Source organism: Komagataeibacter xylinus NBRC 15237, from assembly GCF_001571345.1.
GTDB classification, from domain to species: domain Bacteria; phylum Pseudomonadota; class Alphaproteobacteria; order Acetobacterales; family Acetobacteraceae; genus Komagataeibacter; species Komagataeibacter xylinus.
The window spans coordinates 23,440-42,625 of sequence record NZ_BCTP01000026.1 but is presented as its reverse complement, the minus strand read 5'-3'; the positions used below and the strand labels follow the sequence as shown (position 1 = coordinate 42,625).

Annotated in this window: 19 protein-coding genes; 15 read left to right on the top strand and 4 right to left on the bottom strand. The window is 65.1% G+C overall.

The annotated features are described in order from the left end of the window. Positions 1-172: 172 nt before the first annotated feature. Genes GXY01S_RS10955 through GXY01S_RS10940 form a run of 4 tightly spaced genes read left to right on the top strand, consistent with a single transcriptional unit; the run spans position 173 to position 4,140 of the window. A complete protein-coding gene (locus tag GXY01S_RS10955; RefSeq protein ID WP_061275007.1) occupies positions 173-1,168 on the top strand; it encodes an ABC transporter permease in 996 nt (331 codons plus the stop codon). Next, complete coding sequence (locus tag GXY01S_RS10950; protein ID WP_061275005.1) at positions 1,165-2,139, top strand: ABC transporter permease; 975 nt, start codon at positions 1,165-1,167, stop codon at positions 2,137-2,139. The genes GXY01S_RS10955 and GXY01S_RS10950 overlap by 4 nt, the downstream gene beginning before the upstream one ends. Next, a complete protein-coding gene (locus GXY01S_RS10945) occupies positions 2,129-3,154 on the top strand; it encodes an ABC transporter ATP-binding protein (RefSeq protein WP_061275003.1) in 1,026 nt (341 codons plus the stop codon). The genes GXY01S_RS10950 and GXY01S_RS10945 overlap by 11 nt, the downstream gene beginning before the upstream one ends. Next, positions 3,151-4,140 carry an ABC transporter ATP-binding protein gene (locus tag GXY01S_RS10940; protein WP_061275001.1) on the top strand — a complete coding sequence of 330 codons (990 nt, stop codon included), beginning with the start codon at positions 3,151-3,153 and terminating at the stop codon, positions 4,138-4,140. The genes GXY01S_RS10945 and GXY01S_RS10940 overlap by 4 nt, the downstream gene beginning before the upstream one ends. A gap of 68 nt (positions 4,141-4,208) precedes the next feature. Here the strand turns inward: GXY01S_RS10940 and GXY01S_RS10935 are convergent, their stop codons facing one another. Then, positions 4,209-4,790, bottom strand: a complete 582-nt coding sequence (locus GXY01S_RS10935; protein ID WP_061274999.1) for a peroxidase-related enzyme — start codon at positions 4,788-4,790, stop codon at positions 4,209-4,211. Beyond that, the gene (locus GXY01S_RS10930) at positions 4,787-5,284 is read right to left on the bottom strand and encodes a hypothetical protein (RefSeq protein ID WP_061274997.1); all 498 of its coding nucleotides are present in this window, start codon (positions 5,282-5,284) and stop codon (positions 4,787-4,789) included. The genes GXY01S_RS10935 and GXY01S_RS10930 overlap by 4 nt, the downstream gene beginning before the upstream one ends. A 285-nt stretch (positions 5,285-5,569) precedes the next feature. Between GXY01S_RS10930 and GXY01S_RS10925 the strand changes: the two genes are divergently transcribed. From GXY01S_RS10925 to GXY01S_RS10915, 3 genes are all read left to right on the top strand, one after another. Continuing rightward, complete coding sequence (locus GXY01S_RS10925) at positions 5,570-6,331, top strand: 2-keto-4-pentenoate hydratase (protein WP_061275023.1); 762 nt, start codon at positions 5,570-5,572, stop codon at positions 6,329-6,331. A gap of 19 nt (positions 6,332-6,350) precedes the next feature. Continuing rightward, a complete protein-coding gene (locus tag GXY01S_RS10920; protein ID WP_061275021.1) occupies positions 6,351-7,280 on the top strand; it encodes a 2-hydroxyacid dehydrogenase in 930 nt (309 codons plus the stop codon). A gap of 234 nt (positions 7,281-7,514) precedes the next feature. Beyond that, entirely contained in the window at positions 7,515-7,703 is a 189-nt protein-coding gene (locus GXY01S_RS10915) for a hypothetical protein (protein WP_061274996.1), read from the top strand. 67 nt (positions 7,704-7,770) lie between these two features. Here the strand turns inward: GXY01S_RS10915 and panS are convergent, their stop codons facing one another. Continuing rightward, complete coding sequence (gene panS, locus GXY01S_RS10910) at positions 7,771-8,691, bottom strand: ketopantoate/pantoate/pantothenate transporter PanS (protein WP_061274994.1); 921 nt, start codon at positions 8,689-8,691, stop codon at positions 7,771-7,773. Positions 8,692-8,994: 303 nt separating this feature from the next. Here panS and GXY01S_RS10905 point away from each other — a divergent pair, with 303 nt between their 5' ends. The 5 genes from GXY01S_RS10905 (at position 8,995) to GXY01S_RS10885 (ending at position 14,230) form a co-directional block, all read left to right on the top strand. Further along, the gene (locus GXY01S_RS10905; protein ID WP_061275019.1) at positions 8,995-10,929 is read left to right on the top strand and encodes an N-acyl-D-amino-acid deacylase family protein; all 1,935 of its coding nucleotides are present in this window, start codon (positions 8,995-8,997) and stop codon (positions 10,927-10,929) included. A 174-nt stretch (positions 10,930-11,103) separates the two neighbouring features. Next, the gene (locus GXY01S_RS10900; protein WP_242501295.1) at positions 11,104-12,255 is read left to right on the top strand and encodes an OprO/OprP family phosphate-selective porin; all 1,152 of its coding nucleotides are present in this window, start codon (positions 11,104-11,106) and stop codon (positions 12,253-12,255) included. 137 nt (positions 12,256-12,392) lie between these two features. Then, positions 12,393-12,650, top strand: a complete 258-nt coding sequence (locus tag GXY01S_RS10895; RefSeq protein WP_242501294.1) for a hypothetical protein — start codon at positions 12,393-12,395, stop codon at positions 12,648-12,650. A 126-nt stretch (positions 12,651-12,776) separates the two neighbouring features. Further along, the gene (locus GXY01S_RS10890) at positions 12,777-13,583 is read left to right on the top strand and encodes a DODA-type extradiol aromatic ring-opening family dioxygenase (protein ID WP_061274992.1); all 807 of its coding nucleotides are present in this window, start codon (positions 12,777-12,779) and stop codon (positions 13,581-13,583) included. Positions 13,584-13,621: 38 nt separating this feature from the next. Then, entirely contained in the window at positions 13,622-14,230 is a 609-nt protein-coding gene (locus tag GXY01S_RS10885; RefSeq protein ID WP_061274990.1) for a YceI family protein, read from the top strand. Here GXY01S_RS10885 and GXY01S_RS10880 read toward each other — a convergent pair whose 3' ends face one another. Beyond that, positions 14,231-14,884, bottom strand: coding sequence for a TetR/AcrR family transcriptional regulator (locus GXY01S_RS10880; RefSeq protein ID WP_061274988.1), 654 nt, complete (start codon positions 14,882-14,884; stop codon positions 14,231-14,233). A 117-nt stretch (positions 14,885-15,001) separates the two neighbouring features. Here GXY01S_RS10880 and GXY01S_RS10875 point away from each other — a divergent pair, with 117 nt between their 5' ends. The 3 genes from GXY01S_RS10875 to GXY01S_RS10865 are packed head-to-tail and all read left to right on the top strand — an operon-like array spanning position 15,002 to position 19,169. After that, positions 15,002-16,132, top strand: a complete 1,131-nt coding sequence (locus GXY01S_RS10875; protein WP_061274986.1) for an HlyD family secretion protein — start codon at positions 15,002-15,004, stop codon at positions 16,130-16,132. Then, positions 16,129-17,655, top strand: a complete 1,527-nt coding sequence (locus GXY01S_RS10870) for an MDR family MFS transporter (protein WP_061274984.1) — start codon at positions 16,129-16,131, stop codon at positions 17,653-17,655. Before GXY01S_RS10875 ends, GXY01S_RS10870 begins: the two co-directional genes overlap by 4 nt. A gap of 5 nt (positions 17,656-17,660) precedes the next feature. Then, a complete protein-coding gene (locus GXY01S_RS10865) occupies positions 17,661-19,169 on the top strand; it encodes an efflux transporter outer membrane subunit (protein WP_110570423.1) in 1,509 nt (502 codons plus the stop codon). The last annotated feature ends 17 nt before the right edge of the window (positions 19,170-19,186 follow it).

Sequence of the window (19,186 nt, the reverse complement as noted above, 5' to 3'; positions counted from 1 at the left end):
ACTTAGAGACCGTTTGAAAAAAGGCGACAGCCAACCGCGTGACGCATACCGACCCGGTGCAAGGCCATTGCGTGATCGTGACATAAAATTGCCGCAGGCACTCCCGCATGCGGGTCAGGTCGGGTTATAGTCGCACGACCAGTCCTGCCAGCATCCGGGTACGCCGCCAACCATGCCTTCGCCTTCCCCCTTCCTTCCATCCGGCCCGTGGCGGCTGGCCGCGCGTGCGTTCGGGCGCAACAGGTCGGCCATGGGCGCGCTGGGCGTGCTGGCGTTCATTACCTGCGCCTGCCTGCTGGCCCCGCTTTATGCCCATGACGTGGCCCATAGCGATCCGTTCGCCTCAAACGTGGCGGGCAGCATCGTGCTCGGCGGCCAGGAGGTGGACATCATGCAGCCCAATGACAACCCGCTGCATCTTGGCCTCAGTCCCATCGGGCCAACGGGGCATGCGGCCTACCTGCTGGGTGCTGACAGCCAGGGCCGTGACCTTGCCGTCCGCCTGCTCTATGGCGGGCGCAATTCCCTGCTCATTGCGGCCTGTGCCGCCGTGCTGTGCCTTGTGGCTGCAACATTGACCGGCATCGTGGCCGGTTTTTGCGGCGGGGTGGTCGATGCTGTCCTGTCCCGCATCATGGACATCATGTGGGCGGTGCCGGTCTATCTGTTTGCCATCTCGCTTTCCATCGTCATGGTCAGCCAGAATATCCATCTCGGTCCGTTTACACTGGAGGCGGACAGCCTGCTCATTCCCATCTTCATCATAGCGCTGGTCTATGTGCCCTATGCCGCCCGGCCCATACGCGGGCGGGTGCTGGCGCTGCGGCAGGCAGAATTCGTCACCGCCGCGCGCAGCCTTGGCGTGCCGGGATGGCGCATCATGCTGCTGGACATCGTGCCCAATATCAGCACCACGCTGGCAACGCTCGGCCCGCTGCTCATGGCGCTGGCCCTGCTGGCGGAGAGCGCGTTGTCCTTCCTCTCGCTGGGCGTGCAGGCGCCACAGGCCTCGTGGGGCACCATCATTCAGGATGGCGAGGGCCTGATCTATACCCGCCCGCTGGTGGCCATAGCCCCGGGGCTTGCCATCGTGGCGGTGGTGCTGGCGCTCAATATCGTGGCCGATGGCCTGCGCGATGCGCTTGACGGGCGCGAGGGCGCACGATGATCCCCGCCCTGCTCCGTCGGCTGGGCCAGACGCTGCTCGTGCTGTTTGGCGTGTCGGTGCTGGTATTCGCGGTGTTTTTTGCAACGCCGGGGGCCGACCCGACCGCGCGCATCGCAGGCCGCAACGCCTCGCCGCAGATCATGGAAAAAGTGCGCCGTGAATACGGTTTCGACCGCGCCCTGCCGGTACAGTACGCCACCATGATGAAAAAGCTGTTCATCACCCGCGACCTTGCCTCCTACGCCGACCGGGGCGAGCTTGTGGTGCCCCAGATCGAGCAGGCAGCCCCGGTCACGGCCTGCCTGGTGTGCGGGGCCGCGTTCATCTGGGTGGGCGCTTCCATCATCATGGGCACGCTGGCCGCGGCCTTCAGGGATACGTGGGTGGACCGCACGTTCATGCTGGCGGGGCTGGTGGGCATTTCCATACCCGTGTTCTGGCTGGGGCAGGTCACCAACCTGATCACGCAGAGCCGCTATCACGACACATGGCTGTTCTCATGGGTGCCGGGTCTGGGCTATGTGCCGTTCAGCGAAGACCCCGGCGGATGGTTCCGCGCGCTGGTCATTCCGTGGGTGGTGCTGGCGGTGATGTTCATCGGCATCTACAGCCGGGTGCTGCGGGCTGATCTCGTAGCCCTTGCGGGCGAGGACTTCATGCGCACCGCCCGCGCCAAGGGGCTTTCGCCCACGCGGGTCATGCTGCGCCACGGGCTGCGCACGGCCCTTGTCACGTTCGTCTCGCTGTTCGGGCTGGATTTCGCGCAGCTTGTGGGCGGCGGCGCATTGCTGACCGAGGTGGTGTTCGGCCTGCCCGGCGTGGGGCGGCTGACCTATCGGGCGCTCACCAATCTTGACCTGCCGGTCATCATGGCCACGGTCATGTATTCCGCCATTTTCGTGGTGGTGGCCAATGCGGTGGTGGACATGGTGTATTTACTTCTCGACCCAAGGGTGCGTGATGCCCGCTGATCGCATGCCCCTGCTTGATGTGCGCAACCTGTGCGTCAGCGTGCCCGCCAATGGCGGCATGATCAGGCTGGTCGAGAACGTGTCCTTTTGCGTGGATGAAGCCGAAATTGTGGGGCTGGTGGGCGAATCAGGCTCGGGCAAGTCGGTCACGGCCATGGCGCTGATGGGCCTGATCGACAGCCCCGGGGTGCAGGTCCGTGGCTCGGCGCGCTTTCGCGGGCAGGAACTGGTGGGCATGGCCCCGCGCGCCCTGCGGGCCTTGCGGGGGCGTGACATTGCCATGATCTTTCAGGACCCCATGACGGCGTTCACGCCGGTCTATACCATTGGCTGGCAGATTGATGAGCAGATCCGCGCGCATGAGCGCCTCTCGCGCCGGGCCGCGCGGGCACGCACGGTGCAACTGCTGGCCGAGATGGGCGTGCCCGACCCCGCGCGCACGGCGCAACGCTACCCGCACCAGCTTTCAGGCGGGTTGCGCCAGCGTGCCATGATCGCCATGGCGCTGTCATGCAACCCCACATTGCTGATTGCCGATGAACCAACCACCGCCCTTGACGTAACCGTGCAGGCCCAGATCCTTGAGCTGCTGCGCGGGCTACGCCACAGCCACGGCTCCTCCGTGCTGCTCATCACGCACGACATGGGCGTGGTGGCCCAGACCTGTGCGCGCACGCTCGTGCTCTATTCCGGCCGCATGGCGGAAAGCGGGCCGACATCCACCCTGTTCGCCCGGCCTGCCCACCCCTATACCGCAGCCCTGCTGGACTCCATCCCCCCGCTTGACGGCCCACGCCCGCCCCGCCTGCCCGCCATTGCGGGCCTGCCGCCCACGCCGCGGGAACGCCCGGCAGGCTGCGCCTTCGGCCCGCGCTGCGCGCATGTGCATGCCACCTGCCTGCCTGCCCCGCCAGCGCTGGCCAGCATCGGGCCGGGGCAGCAGGCAGCCTGCGTGCTGCCCGCCGAGGGCACGCCCCTGCCACCCCGCGCCACCGCACAGGCCACGCGACCATGAACCCATCCACCCCCGTGCTGGAACTGCGCGACGTGCGCAAGACCTACCGCCTGCCGCGCGGGCAGAAGCTCAAGGCGGTTGATGGCATATCGCTGCGCGTCATGCCCGGCGAGATGCTGGGGCTGGTGGGAGAGTCAGGCTGCGGCAAATCCACGCTGGGGCGGTGCATGCTGCGCCTCGATGATGTTTCATCAGGGCAGGTGCTGTTTGAAGGCCGTGACATCACCACCCTGAGCGAACGAAAACTGCGCCCGCTACGTCCGGGCATGCAGATGGTGTTCCAGAATTCCACCGCTGCGCTCAACCCGTGCCGCCGCATTGGCGACCTGCTGGCCGAGCCGCTGCGCGTGCATCCTGCGCCCGACGGGCGCAGGCGCACGTCGGCCACGATTACCGCCAGGCTGCATGAACTCATGGCGCTGGTCGGCCTGCCTGCCTCGGCGCTTGCGCGGTATCCGCATGCCTTCTCGGGCGGGCAGCGCCAGCGCATCAATATTGCCCGCGCGCTCGCGCTGTCGCCCCGGCTGGTGGTGGCCGATGAACCGGTCTCGGCGCTTGATGTTTCGGTGCAGGCCCAGATCGTCAACCTGTTTGCCGACCTGCGCGCGCGGCTGGGGCTGACCTATGTGTTCGTGGCGCATGACCTTGCGGTGGTGCGGCAGATCTCCACGCGTGTCGCGGTCATGTATCTTGGCGCGATTGTGGAATGTGGCGAGACGGACGCCGTGCTGCATGCGCCCGCCCACCCCTACACCGCTGCCCTGACCGCCGCCGTGCCGCGCCCCGTGGTGGGAGCGGCCCCTGCCATGCTGCTGCGCGGCGATGTGCCCAGCCCCGTCAACCGGCCTGCGGGCTGCCGGTTTCACACGCGCTGCCCGCAGGCGCAGGCACGGTGTGGCGTGGAAGAACCCCTGCTGCGCGCCATCCGGCCCGGCCACGAAGCTGCCTGCCACTATCCGCTTGGCGGGGAACACCGGAAGGTTTGAAACAGAACAAGGTTTTTGGTGAAGCTTTTTTCAAAAAGGCGGCGCCCAAAAACTTCTATCCGTTTTTTTCAGGATTCCGTGGGTTCCACCGCCTGCCCCAGCGTGTGCATGAGCCGGTTGGCCCAGCCAAAAATGGCGCTGGCCAGCACAAGGTCGAGCGCCTGCAACGCGGTAAAGCCCAGATCGCGCACATGGTTCATGTCAGCCTGCGTGGCCGCAACCGGCGTTTTGGAAAGGGCAACCGCAAAGTCGAACAGGCCCTGTGAATACTCATCGATTTCCGCTTTGGTGCCATCGGCAAAGATCGTGTCCATGACCTCGGGCCGCCGGGTCAGTTCGATATAACGCGCGGCATGGACCGAGCCGCAGTAAATGCAGTGGTTCACCACCGATGTCGCCACCGCCGCGAGTTCACGCTCCGCGCGCGGCAGGCCGTCCTTGCCGTACATGATCAGGTTGAACAGCGGCGAGCGGTATTTCAGGCTCTCGGGGTCATGCGCCAGCGTGAGCGTGTATTTCGAGATCTTGCGGTGCGAAGGGGTTTCCTGCAGGGCCTCGCGCTGCGCAGGGGTTGCCGTGTCATAATCCACCGGGGTGATGTACGGCTCCCAGTCAAGCGTGTCGGTGGTAAAGCGGGTGACGGGCTTCATGCGAATGTCTCCTCGACCAGACGGACGCCTGCAAGCACGCGGGCCTGGAAATTGATGCATGCCACCAGTTCCGCCAGGCTGACCACGTCGCTATCGGTCAGGCCCGCGCCCAGCAGGGCGTCAATATGCGCGCGGCTGGCCTTTGCGGGCGTGAGCGTTACCGTATCGACATAGGACAGGATGGCTGCCCCGCGCGCATCCGCACCCCCGGCACCATCCGCAATGGCCGCGACTTCGGGAGTGGGCTGCATGGTGGCGAACAGGGTGGCGTACGTCGTGGCCAGTTCTTCACTGCCATTGGCCCGCGCAATGCGGATGGCAATGGCGCAGCGCTGGGCATGGGGCAGGTTGCCGCACGCGGCGGGGGTGACGACGGCCTGCCCGCTGGCATCACACAACTGCATGATCTTCGCGCGTTCGGCCAGCGCTGCCTGTACCTCGCCTGAACGGGATTGTGCCGATAAGGAACCGAATGTCGAGAATGGGTTGGACATTGCCTTCCACTTCCTGCTGGGCCGGTTACCCGAAGGGCCGGCAGTGGGGTGTCGGCGCAGGCTATCATGCGCTTCGTGCATCGCAATACATCAAATACCCAGATATGGATATTGCGACTTCCGCCACCAGGCAGCGCAAGGCGTTTGGAGCCATCAGGCCCGCTGGCAGCAGGCGGCCCGCGTCACCGCTGCCGCCCGCATGCCGGGCAGGATGTATGGCCATGCGCAGGGTGATATGCCACCATATGGATGACACCCAATAAACTGCGCCCCGGAAAAGACCCCATGCCCCCTTCCGCCCCGACCCGCCTGGCCGACCTGTTTCTTGCGGTAAGGCAGCAGAAAACCGACCCTCTCGCCAGCGTGCATGAAGCGCTGACCCCGCGCACCCTGGCCGATGCCTATGCGGTGCAGGATGCGGTGGGGCTGCATCTCGGGCCGATACGGGGGTGGAAGGTGGGCGCCGAAACCCCGCAGTCCGAGCCTTTCGCGGCCCCCATCCATGCCGCCACGATCTTTGAGGATGGCGACACCGTGCCCGCCTATGTCTGCCGCCACCTGGGCGTGGAAGCCGAAATCGGTTACCGCTTCGCCCACGCCCTGCCCCCACGCGCGGCGGACTGGACGGCGGATGAAGTGATGGCGGCCATCGGCTCGATCCACCCCATGATTGAGATCGTGGATACGCGGTTTGAGAAACCCGGCTCGCAGCACAAGCTGCTCCACACCGCCGACCACCAGAGCCATGGGGCGCTGATCGCAGGCCCCGGCCTTGCGGACTGGCGCGGCGTCAACCCCACTGGCGAGCCGGTCAGCCTGACCATCAATGGGCGCACGGTGGTCGAGCATGTGGGCGGCAACAGCGCGGGGGATCCGCTGCGCCTGCTGGTGTGGCTGGCCAATCATGCCGCGCGCCGTGGGCCGGGCATCGAGGCAGGGTGCCTGGTCACGACCGGCTCGACAACCGGCACGATGTTCGTGGTGCACGACACGGATGTGCGCGCAAGCTTTCCCTCCATTGGCACGGTGCGCGCCCACCTTGCCTGACCCTGCTGAAGACATGACCATGAAGCCCGAAATCCTGCTGCTTGACCCCATGATGGACGCCATCGAGAAACAGCTCGAGGCCGCTTATGTCGTGCACCGAGCGGGGCCTGCCGGGGTGCCGGCGGACGTTGCCGGGCGCATACGCGGCATTGCCACCGGGGGCGGCACGGGCGTGCCCCGCGCGGTGATGGACAGCCTGCCGGGGCTTGAAATCATCGCCATCAACGGCATCGGCACCGATGCGGTCGATCTGGTTGAAGCCCGCAGGCGGGGCATCCGGGTCACCACCACGCCGGGCGTGCTGACCGATGACGTGGCGGACATGGCCATGGGGCTGCTGCTGTCGCTGCTGCGCGGCCTGCCTGAATCGGATCGCTACGTGCGCGCGGGCGCATGGGGCCACGACCCGGCCCCGCCGCTGGGCCACAGGGTATCGGGCCGCCGCATGGGCATTTTTGGCATGGGGCATGTGGGCCAGGCCATCGCCGCGCGGGCGCGGGCATTCAACATGGCCATCGCCTATACCGACCGCCACGACAAGCACCTGCCGGGCTGCCTGTTCGTGCCGGACCTGCTCACGCTTGCGCAGGGCGTGGATACGCTGGTTATTGCGGCATCAGGGGGCGTGGGGTCGCGCAATCTGGTCAATGCGCCCGTACTCGCCGCCCTCGGGCCGGAAGGCGTGCTGATCAATATCGCGCGGGGTTCGATCGTGGATGAAGCAGCGCTGGTGGCCGCCCTGGCAGCGGGCACGCTGGGCGGCGCGGGGCTGGATGTCTTTGCGCATGAACCCGACGTGCCCGAGGCCCTGCGCACATCGCCGCGCACCGTGCTGCAACCCCACCGCGCCAGCGCCACGGTCGAAACCCGGCTTGCCATGGGGCAACTGGTGGTGGCCAACCTTGCCGCCCATTTTGCCGGCGGGCCCCTGCCCAGCCCTGTTGTCTGAGAGACTTTTTGAAAAGGCGGCGTTCGTTGAAGCTTTTTGAAAAAAGCTTCACCAGGAACTTCCTTATGATTGTGGGAAGTTTTCCGGACGGACTTTCCAGTCAGTCGCCGAGCCTGTAGCGCATCAGGCATGAAGCACTGAAAAACGGAAAACGCCCCCGCGCTACCGGTAGCCGGGTGGAACCATCCATAAGGGACCACGTTGGGTCAGCAGGCATTTTGCGGAGTACATCCCATGCTGACTCTTCTTGTCATCGCACTCATCATCTTCGCCATTGGCGGGGGTGGGTATGGCTATCGCTCCGGCTGGTACGGCGGCCCCCGAAGTACGGGGTTCAACGGGCTGGGACTGTTGCCCATCGTCATCCTGATTGTAGCACTGTTCCTGCTGTTCCACACGCCAAACACGACGCCCATGCCCTGACCATCCGGCACGGACGGGGCATGTGTTACGGCATGCCTCGTCCCTGTCACGGCAGGAACTGACAACACTAATCCGCCTGACTTCCCTTACGCGGTGGCCGCCCGGCCCACAAAGCCGCCAGCGCCGAGCCGGATATGTTGTGCCATACCGAAAAGACCGCGCCGGGCAATGCCGCGAGCGGCGAGAAATAGACCCGCCCCAGTGTCGCGGCCAGGCCCGAGTTCTGCATGCCCACCTCCAGCGCCAGCGTGCGGCATACGGACCCGTCAAACCCCAGCAGCCTGCCCCCCCAGTAGCCGCCCGCAAGCCCGATGGCGTTATGCAGTATCACGCCCAGCAGCACGATGGGGCCAACACTGGCCAGAGCGGGCCGCACGCCCGCCACGATACTGCCGATGATGATCATGATCGACACCATGGCCACCAGCGGCAACGCGGGCGAGACGCGGCGGATGAGGCGCGGGCACAGCGTATTGACCGCAACACCGCCGCACACCGGCAGGGCCACCATCTCCATGATGCTGCGAAACAGGCCCCAGCTATCCACGCTCACGCCCGCCGCAACATAAAGCCGGGTCAGCAGCGGGGTCGCGATGATGCCGACCAGTGTGGACAGCGTGCTGATGCTGACCGAAAGCGCCACGTCGCCGCGTGAAAGATAGATCATGACATTCGACGCCGTGCCGCTCGAGACACAGCCCACCAGCACCATGCCCGTGGCAATCATGGGCGGCATGCGCAGCATGTGCGCAATACCCCATGCCGCGAGCGGCATGACAAGATAATGCAGCCCCACCCCTGCCAGCACCGGCGCGGGCCTGCGCGCGATGCGCGCGAAATCAGCAGGCGTGAGGGTGACCCCCATGGTGAACATGATGAAGGCCAGCAACGGGGTAATGGCAGGCGTCACGCGCAGGAAGGGGCCGGGCATGAGCACCGCCGCGAGCGAAACCAGCACCGCCCATACGGGAAAAAGCCGCGTCAGCATGCGCCTGCACCGCACATCTGTCCTGCCCTGACATCAATCGCCACCATCTTCCTGCCCCCGCCAACCGGCCAACGGGGTGTGCATAGCGGCCCGCTCTGCGCGTGAACAGCCTGTATTGCGCCTGTCCTGACGTTACGAGGTTGCCACGGCGCACGGGCGGGTAGGTTTACGCCAGCACCCCTGCGTGCAACCCTGCGCCCCGCAGGCGGTTGAAACAGGGGTATGGTCCGGGACACGATGCCATCAATACGCCGCAATGCTGTCTCGCCATGTAACCTGCCTCTTATCCCCCTGGAGACCTGCGTGCCCGATACCATCTACCGCAATGCGCTATTTTTCGATGGCACGGGCGCCAGCCCTACCCGAACCGACATCGCCGTATCAGCAGGCAGGATCTCTGCCGTAGGCCATATGCTGGTCGCCGACAGCCACACGACCGAGATCGACTGCAACGGCATGTGGCTCATGCCCGGCCTGCTCGACATTCACACCCATCTCGACCTCGAGCTTGAACTCGACCCCGCCCTGCCCGAAGTCGTGCGCCACGGCACCACCACGGTCGTGATCGGGAACTGCTCCATTGGCGTGACCTATGGCAACCAGCGCCGCGAGGGCGAAGACCCGATCGTGGACTGCTTCGCCCGCGTGGAGAACATGCCCAAGACCGTGCTGGCCAAGGTGGCCGATGCGTGTGACTGGTCGGATTCACAAAGCTATCTCGACCACCTTTCGGGCCTGAAGCTTGGCCCCAACGTGGTGCCGCTCATTCCGCATTCCATGCTGCGCATCGAGGTGATGGGCCTGCGTGATTCCATCTCGCGCCGCCCGACACGGCGCGAGCGCGCGCGCATGGAGCGCCTGGTCGATGCAGGCATGGCGCAGGGTTATGCCGGTTTTTCAACCGATGCCCTGCCCTTTCATTTCCTGGCAAACGACCCGCACAAAAAACGCAAGATCCCCACGCAATATGCAAGCTTCCGCGAGCTGAAGCAGTTGACCGGGGTCGTGCGCCGCTACGGGCGCGTGTGGCAGGCCACGCCGCCCAAGGATGACGTTGTCGATGCCGTGCGCAGCTTCCTGCTCACCAGCGGCAGGCTGTTTGGCCGCCCGCTCAAGACCACGGTGCTGGCCGCGATCGACCTGCAGACCAACCGCGCCGCCGTCTCGATGTGCCTCATGCTCTCGGCCATGCTCAACTCAAGGCTGCTCGGCGGCATGTTCCGCTTTCAGGTGCTGGCCGCCTCGTTCCGGATCTGGAGTGATGGGGCGATCAACCCCATTGCCGATGAAATACCGCAACTGCGCGCCCTGAACGAACTCGAGCTTGATGACCGCGCGGGGCGTGCGCGCATTCTCAATGACCCGGAATGGATCGCAGGCTTTCGCGAGATGTGGCTCAAGGGCAAATCGGGCTGGACATTCGACCGCCTGCGCCGCCTGATGCGCCAGGAAGAAACCGTGCTGACCCGCAGTCTGGCCGACATGAAAGTGGCCGAATGCCCGCTTGCCAACTGGCAGGGCGAGACGCTGCTTGCCCCCTATGAGCGCCTTGTGCGCTGGCAGCACACGAAGGGCCGCCAGGGCGCTGCCAATATGGCGGAGGCTGCGTTCTTCGCCACCTTCCCCGACCCCGTGGGCGATGATGCCACCTTCATCCTGCACCTGCTGCGACAGTGGGATACGGACCTGCGGTGGGAAACCACTTTTGCCAACCGCGATCCCGCGCAACTGAAAAAACTGCTGTTCAACCCGCAGACCCTGCCCGGGTTCAACGATAGCGGGGCGCATCTGGCCAATATCGCGTTTTATGATGGCAACCTGCGCTTTCTCAAGATCGCCCAGCCTGACGGGCTGGAAAAGGTGGCCCTGGCCGTCCATCGCCTGACCGGCCTGCCGGCTGATTTCTTCAACCTCAACGCAGGCAGGCTGAGGGTGGGCGCGCAGGCCGATCTGTGCGTGATCGACCCCGAGGCCCTGCGGCGGTGGAACCCGGAGGCAACCTATGAATTCGTGCACCGCTCCGAATTTGGCTGCCGCCAGATCATCAACCGCCCCACAGGGGTGGTGCGCCATGTCATGATCGCGGGCCAGCCCGTGTGGACCGAAGGCCGTTATGAGCCGGACTTTGGCACGACGCGCCACGGCAGGGTGCTGCGCGCCAATGACCACCCGCTCGAGCACCAGCAGGCCTGCGCCGTTGACGAGCGCGTGGTCAATAACAGCGCGACCATCACATAACCTTCACCCACGCGCAGGCCATCCACGCAACTTTTTGATAGATACCCCGCCCTGCCTGTCATGCTATCCCGCCCCATCGGTCATGGCTGGAGAAAGCACGCACCCTTGGCATGTAGGCTGCAAACCGGATGCCTGGCATCCCTCTCGGTAGCAATCGCGGCAGCTTGTGTGCCGGTGGCGGCTCCGCACGCCCAGAGCGTGCCCGTGGTCAGGCTGCATGGCGTTACCATCCGGCCCTATGCCACTGACCAGCTTGATACGGGCGGCTTTGTCTCGGCAGGTCCCGCCCACCCCGGCACGGGCGCGCGCGGGGCACGGCTGCGCAATGGCGTGCGCGTCAATATTCATGACCAGGTGGAAATCGGAGCGATCTGGGATTTCGGGCCTGCCCCCAATGGCCCCATGAGGCTGTTCGAGGGGCAGGTCTCCTATACGGGGCTGAAACATTTTGTCTTTACCGCCGGTATCTTCAAACCCAGCTTCGGCCTTGAATCCATGCAGGCGCAGGGCGATACGGTTTTTGTCGAGCGCTCCAGCATTTCCACCATTACCCGCAACCTCGCCACCGGCATCGAACGCCAGGCCGTGCAGGCGGAGGCCTATGGCAGGCGCTACCATTTCGCCCTTTCCGCCACGGCTGGCACCGCCGGCCCGGGCGAGGATGGCAACCAGCGCGCCATGGCCTTCCGCCTTGTGGGGTTGCCGGTGCGCAGCCATGACGTGGTGGTGCATGCCGGTATTTCGGGGGAATGGGTGTTCCGCCCGGCTTCCATGACACATGGCAGCCCGGCCATTGCGTTATCTGACAACCCTGAACTCAATACCGGCACGGTCTCGAAATACCTCAATACCGGCCGCCTTGCTGCCACATCCGCCGGGGCCTTTGGCGCGGAGGCCGCCGTGGCGTGGAAGCGGCTGCTGTTTCAGGGCGAGGGTTATGACATCATGCTCGACACCAGCCCCGCCACAGGCAGCCAGAACCTGAATTTTCATGGCTGGTATGGCATGCTGGCCTATACGATCAATGGCACGCCGCGCCAGTGGAAGGGGCGAAGCGCCGCCTTTTCTTCCCCCACATGCGCGCGGGGGCAGGATGTATTGTGCAATGGCTACGGGGTGCTGGAAGTTGCGGCCCGCTACTCCGAGGTCAATCTTGACTCCGCCACCGTGCACGGCGGCAGCCAGGAGACCGGCTCGCTGGCCCTGAACTGGTGGCCCACCGCCATCATCCGCACCACCGTGCAGTATGAATACGGACAGGAAAGCGGCGGCAGGGCGCCTGAGCATTTCCATGCCATCATGTCGCTTTTCCAGATCAAATTCTGAGTGGTAGCAGGCCGATTCCTATACCTGAATATGTGGTTTGTAACTTTTTGTTGCCAAATGCTCGCCACAATTACCGGGGCACACTGCCCGGGTCGATGCATCGGCGATAACAGGCACATAAAAGAGGAATACCGACCATGATGATCCGCTCCACTTCCATTCTCGCGACTGTCGCCGCAATTGCGCTGGCAACACCGGCCTTCGCACAGGGCCATGCCGATTACTGCAAGTCCGTGTCCAAGGAGCCTTCAGGCGAGTGGAAAGTCAATTCCGACACCACCGTCACGGTTGGCGGCGCGCGCGTGGACCTCAAGCCCCAGTCGGTCTATCGCGGAGAAATAAAAATCAACGAGCAGGACGTACATAACGAGTTTGAAAAGAGCTGCGGGAAGTAAAATCCCGTGACAGGGCCGGCATGCTATCCGGCCCTGTCTCTGCCATGAGGCGCGGCCTGGCCGAGAGAACCTGCGCGTATTAAAAACGTTTCTGGTGAACAGACGCGGCACAGGGAGAACGCCCTCATGGAATCATCCCCACCCCGCCAGCCGGTGCTGTTCGTGCCGCATGGTGGTGGTCCCTGCTTTTTCATGGACTGGCCCGACACGTGGGACCACATGGCCGCCCATCTGCGCGGCATTGCCGCCACCCTGCCTGCCCGGCCCGATGGCATCGTGGTCATGTCCGGCCACTGGCAGACAGGGGTGCCAACGGTCACATCCGCCGCGCACCCGCCGCTGATCTATGATTATGACGGCTTTCCCCCCCATACCTACCACCTGCAATACCCCGCCCCCGGCGCACCCGCGCTCGCTGCCGAGGTGCTTGACCTGCTGGCCCACGCGGGCATGCCCGGTGAGGCCGATGCCGGGCGCGGGTTTGACCATGGTGTGTTCATTCCCTTCATGCTGGCCTTCGCGCAGGCGGATATTCCCGTGGTGGAACTTTCGCTCCCGCGTGAATGCAGCGCGGCCCATACCCTGCACATGGGGGCCGCCATGCAGCCTCTCCGGGCACGCAATATCCTGATCGTGGGCACGGGCATGAGCTATCACAACGTGCGCCACCTGATGGGGCGCGACCCGCAATCCGATGCCCCGTCGCGCGCGTTTGACACATGGCTTGCGCGGGCGGTGGAATCCCCGCCCCCCATCCGCGCCGAGGCCCTGACCCACTGGGCGCAGGCACCCGGCGCGCGTATCTGCCACCCCACGCCAGAGCATCTTCTGCCGCTGGTCTTCGCCGCCGGAGCCGCGGGAAATGACCTTGGCAGGCGTGATTACAGTGATACGATCATGGGCAAGGCACTGTCCGGCTTCCGCTTTGGCTAAGGCGTGCTTCCCCATTCGCCTGTAAGGACAGGATGCCCATGACCCTGAAATTCCCCCTCTGCATGCTCACGGCGCTGGCCATCACCCTGCCCCTTGCCCCGCTTGCCGCCGCAACCCCTGCGGCCGATGTGCGTCCGGGCCAGTACAGGGTCGAGCCAGGCCACACGCAGGTTACTTTCTCGCTGCTGCACATGGGCTTTACGCCTTATGCGGGCCTGCTCGCGGGTGCATCAGGCACATTGAGGCTTGACCCCGCCTTGCCCGCCGCCTCACGCCTGAACGTAACCGTGCCGATAGACAGCATCACCACCACCAGCCCCGTGCTGACCACCGAACTCAAGGGACCGGACTGGTTCGATACCGCCCGCTACCCCACCGCCACCTTTGTTTCCAGCCGTGTCGTGCCGGTCGGCGCCGACCATGCCAGCGTTACGGGCGACCTGACTCTGCATGGCGTCACCCGCCCCGTGGTGTTGCAGGTGCAGTATGTAGGCGCGGGCATCAACCCGCTCGACAAGGCCTATACGGTCGGCTTTCAGGCTACAGCCACCATCCAGCGCAGCGCGTTCGGCATGAAGACCTACCTGCCCATGGTGGGCGACGAGGTCACGCTGTCCATCGCTGGCGCATTTGAAAAGCAGGACTGATCATGCCCCTGCCCGCTCGCCCAGACCGTGCAGGAAAAACCGCCACGTTTCATCAACATAAGTCGTGCGCGCAGCCGTATCGGGCAGCGGATTGCGCCCGAGCAGGCGCTGCTGTATGGCCCAGCCGGTCATGAGGCCGGTCAGCAGGCGGGCGGTGTGTTCGGTGTCATGGCCGGGCGGGATCTGCCCCGCCTCCCCCGCCGCGCGCAGCAGGTTGATGATGCGGCGGTGAAAGGGCGCCACGATTTCATCCATCGCATGGTCGATCAGGGTAGGGTAGCGGTAGCCATCGGCAATCATCATGCGGTAGGTCGCGATCACGTCTTCCTGCATGATGAAGTCGAGCAGCATGCGGCAGACCGCATGCAGGGCCTGAAGCGGATCACGCAGCGAAACCTGCGTGTCGTGCTCCAGAAGCTGCGCGCATAAATGGGTAATCACCGCCTTGAACAGTGCCTCCTTCGAGGCATAGCGATGGTACAGCGTCTGTTTGCTTGCCCCTGCCGCGCGCGCGATCTGCCCCATTGACGTGCCCGCATAGCCATGGGCAATGAACAGGCCGCCTGCCACCTCAAGCAGGTAACGGTCAAGCTGGGCTGAATCCGCGGGCGTGGGGCGGCCTGAGCGGCGCGGTCGGGTCATGGCGTTCGACATCGTGAAACTTCCGGTCTGCGGCGGTCAGGGCACAGGCCCCGCGCTTTATGTGGCTTGACCGGAGCGTATTGTCCATCCTAACAAAACCGTACCGACCCGTTCCATAAATGGTGGCGCATGCCTGATACCCCCCCGACCGACCCTTCCCCCGCAGGCCAGCCTGCCACGCCCAAAAAACCGGCAGACCCGCGCAAGGCCACCATCCGCAAGATGGTGCTCGCCGGTATTGGCGGCGTGGCGCTCATCGCCTTTGCCATATGGCTGGTGCATTGGTGGACGCATGGGCGCTTCATCCAGTCCACCAATGATGCCTACCTGCAGGCGGATCAGGTCACGGTTTCCACCCGTGTGGCGGGATTCGTGGATGAAGTACTGGTGGCCGAGAACCAGAAAGTGACCAAGGGCCAGGTCCTGCTGCGCCTTGATGAGCGCGACCCCCGCGCGCGCTTCGAGCAGGCCCGCGCGCTCGCCGATCAGGGACAGGCCGCCATTACCCAGACCAAGGCCCAGATCGATGCGCAGGATGCCCAGATCGCGCAGGCGCAGGCCCGCGTGCAGGCGGCACAGGCACAGGTCGATTTTGCCGACCGCGAGGTAGCCCGCTACCGCGCCCTTGCCGCAACCGGGGCCGAAACCAGCGAGCATTACGACCAGTTGCGCAACAGCAGCGCGCAGGCGCATGCCCAGCTTGCCCAGGCCACCGCAGGCCTGCAATCGGCCCAGCGCCAGCTTGCCACCTACAGCGCCGAGATCCTGCAGGCGCAGGCCCGCATCGAGCAGGCCATCGCCCAGCAGCGCACGGCACAGGTTGACCTTGACGCCACCACCATCCGCGCGGCCATCGATGGCCGGGTGGGCGACAAGACCGCCCGCGTGGGGCAGTACGCCACCGTGGGCACGCGCATGATGACCATCGTGCCGGTGCAGGACCTCTACCTCGTGGCCAACTTCAAGGAAACGCAGATCCGCCGCATGCGCCCCGGCCAGCCGGCTGAAGTCTCGGTCGATGCGCTGGGTGGCGCGAAAATCAAGGGCACGGTCGAGAGCTTCGCCCCCGGCACCGGCGCGCAGTTCGCGCTGCTGCCGCCTGATAACGCCACCGGCAACTTCACCAAGGTGGTGCAGCGCGTGCCGGTGCGCATCCGCATCCAGCCTGAAGGCAGCGAACGCGCCGTGCTGGTGCCCGGCCTGTCGGTTACCGCCGCGGTTGATACGCTGGTCGAGCCTGCGGCGGATGGCGGGCCATGACCGCCGCCCCGGCTGAAGGGCAGGCCCCGCCCGAAAAGGCGGATGCCGCCGCCTGGCTGGCGGTTGCGGCCGGCACCATCGGCGCGCTCATGGCAACGCTCGACACCTCCATCGTCAACTCCGCGCTGCCCACCATCCAGGGCGAGATCGGGGCCAGCAGCAGCGAGGGCACATGGGTCACCACCGCCTATCTGGTGGCCGAGATTGTCATGATTCCGCTGGCGGGCTGGTTCGAGCGCATTTTCAAGCTGCGCAACTTCCTGCTCATCGCCGCCGTGCTGTTCACCATCTTTTCCATGTGGTGCGGGCTGTCGCCCAACCTTTTGCACATGATCATCGGCCGCGTGGGCCAGGGCTTTACGGGGGGCGCGATGATCCCCACCGCCATGACCATCGTGGCCACCCGCCTGCCGCCCGCCCAGCGCCCGGTGGGCATTGCGCTGTTTGGCATGACCGCCGTGCTCGGCCCCGTGATCGGGCCGGTGATTGGCGGCTGGCTGACCGAGAACCTGAGCTGGCATTATGCCTTCTTCCTCAACCTGCCCATCAGCATCGGGCTTGGCGTGCTGCTGTTCGTGGGCCTGCCCGCGGGCAAGGTCGACTGGGGCGCGTTTCGCGAGACGGATTATTACGGGCTGGCGGGCCTGATCATGGGCCTCGGCGGCCTGACCGTAGTGCTGGAGGAAGGGCAGCGCGAACGCTGGTTTGAATCCGACATGATCCGTGAACTCAGCGTCATGTGCGCGATTGGCATGGCGCTGCTGGTCATTGGGCAGTTCCGCTCGCCCCGTCCGGTCATTCATCTTAAGATACTGCTGCAAAAAAGCTTTTTTGGCGTTTTCATCCTCAGTCTGGGCGTGGGCGGGGCGCTTTATGGTATCCTGTATCTCATACCGCAGTTCCTTGCCGCCGTGCCGGACTACAATTCCGAGCAGTCGGGCATGGTCGCGGCCATTAGCGGCGTGCCCACGCTGCTCATGCTGGCAGTGTTTCCCATTCTGGTGCGCAAGCTCGACATCCGCTTCGCCATCGGCTTTGGCATGTTCCTGTATGTGGTGAGCTGTTTCATGAATGCCCATCTCTCGCCAGACAGCGCGGGCGAGCACTTTTTCTGGTCACAGATCGTGCGCGGGTTTGCGCAGTTTTTCTCGCTGCTGTTCCTCAACCAGGCCGCGACCAGCGCCGTGCCCATGCAGTATGCCGAGGATGCATCGGGCCTGTTCAACGCCGCGCGCAACCTTGGCGGCTCGTTCGGGCTGGCGGCGGTCGCCACCCTGCATGACCGCAGGCTGGATCTGCACACCGCCCGCCTGGAGGAAACGGTCACCGCCAACTCCCTGGCCGGGCAGGACTTCGTGCAGCATTTTGGCCTTGCCCGCCTCAGCGCGCTCATTACCCGGCAGGCCACGGTCATGACCTATAGCGACCTGTTCTGGATATTTGGCATCGCATTGCTGGCCATGCTGCCGCTGGTCATGCTGATCAAACCTCTCCCCAAAGACGCCGGCATGACGGTGGGATGATAGATATGACGCGCCTTTTCCCCTCCCTGTGCCGCACGCCACGCTGCCTCGCGCTGGGTATTGCTGCCAGCCTCCCCCTTGCCGCCTGCTCGATCGGGCCGGACTACAAGGGGCCGCCCCATGTGGCCCCCGTGGCAGAACATGCACGGGCCTTCAACCGCGCTGATCCCGCGCGCACCACGGCGCAGGAGCCGCTGGCGCAGTGGTGGACCGGACTCAATGACCCGACCCTGAACACGCTCGTCACCACCGCGCTGCAAAACAGCCCGGACGTGAAGCAGGCCGCAGCCCGCCTGCATACCGCCCGCGCCACCCAGCGCGAGCGCTTTGCGGGCTTCTTCCCCGGTGGTGGGGCAGCCGCCTTCTGGGACCGCACGCGCATCCCCACCGGTGATATTACGTCCGTGCTTGGCGGCAGCGGGGCCGAGCAGGCCCTGACGTTGCCGCCAGCCATCAAGTCCGATTCCTATGGCGCGGGTTTTGACGCAAGCTGGGAAATCGACCCCTTTGGCGGCAACCGGCGCGGCTATGAAGGCGCGCGCGCGCAAAGCGAGGCGCAACTGGCCCAGATGGCCGATACAAGGCTGCGCCTCGTGGCCGATGTGGCGCGCAACTATGTCAGCCTGCGCGATGTGCAGAACCGCCTGGCGCTGATGGAGCGCACGATCACGATCGAGCGCCAGATGCTCGACCTGACCCGCCAGCGCCGTGCCCAGGGCACCGTATCACAGGAGGACGTGGCCCGCTTTGCAGGCCAGCTTGCGCAGGTCGAGGGCGCCATTGCCCCGATGAAGGCCCAGCAGGCCAGCTACATGGATGCGCTCGCCACCCTTGTGGGCCGCGAACCCGGCCAGCTTGACGCCATGCTGGCCAGCCCCGCCCCCGTGCCCGTGCCGCCTGCGGTCGTGCCCGTGGGCAACCCTGCCGACATGATTCGCAGGCGGCCCGACATTCGCGTAGCCGAGCGTGACATCGCGGCGAATAATGCCCAGATCGGTCAGGCCATTGGCCAGTATTTCCCCAAGATCAGCCTGTTTGGCACGGTGGGCTTTACCGGAGCCAACGGGCAGCGATTTTTTTCGGGTGACAGTTTTTCCTACATGGGTGGACCAACGCTGGAATGGAGCATCCTGAACTTTGCCCGCACCAATGCGCGCGTGGGGCAGGCCAGGGGTGGGCGTGACGCAGCACTGGCGCACTACCAGAGCGTCGTGCTCGCGGCCCTGCAGGATGCGGAAGGCAGCCTGTCGCGCTTTGGCCACCAGCGCGAATACGTGCTCAAGCTCGATGAAGCCCGCACCGCCTCCGACCAGTCATGGACACTGGCCCAGCAGCGCCAGCGCGCGGGCACGCTCTCGGTCATTGACGCGCTGGATGTTGAACGCCAGCGCATCCAGATCGAACAGCAGCAGGGGCAGGCGCGTGCCAGCATGACCACGGATTACATCGCCGTGCAGAAGGCGCTCGGCCTGGGCTGGCAGGCAGCAGCCACCGCCCCGGCCACCACGCATTGACGTATGCGCCTGTTGCG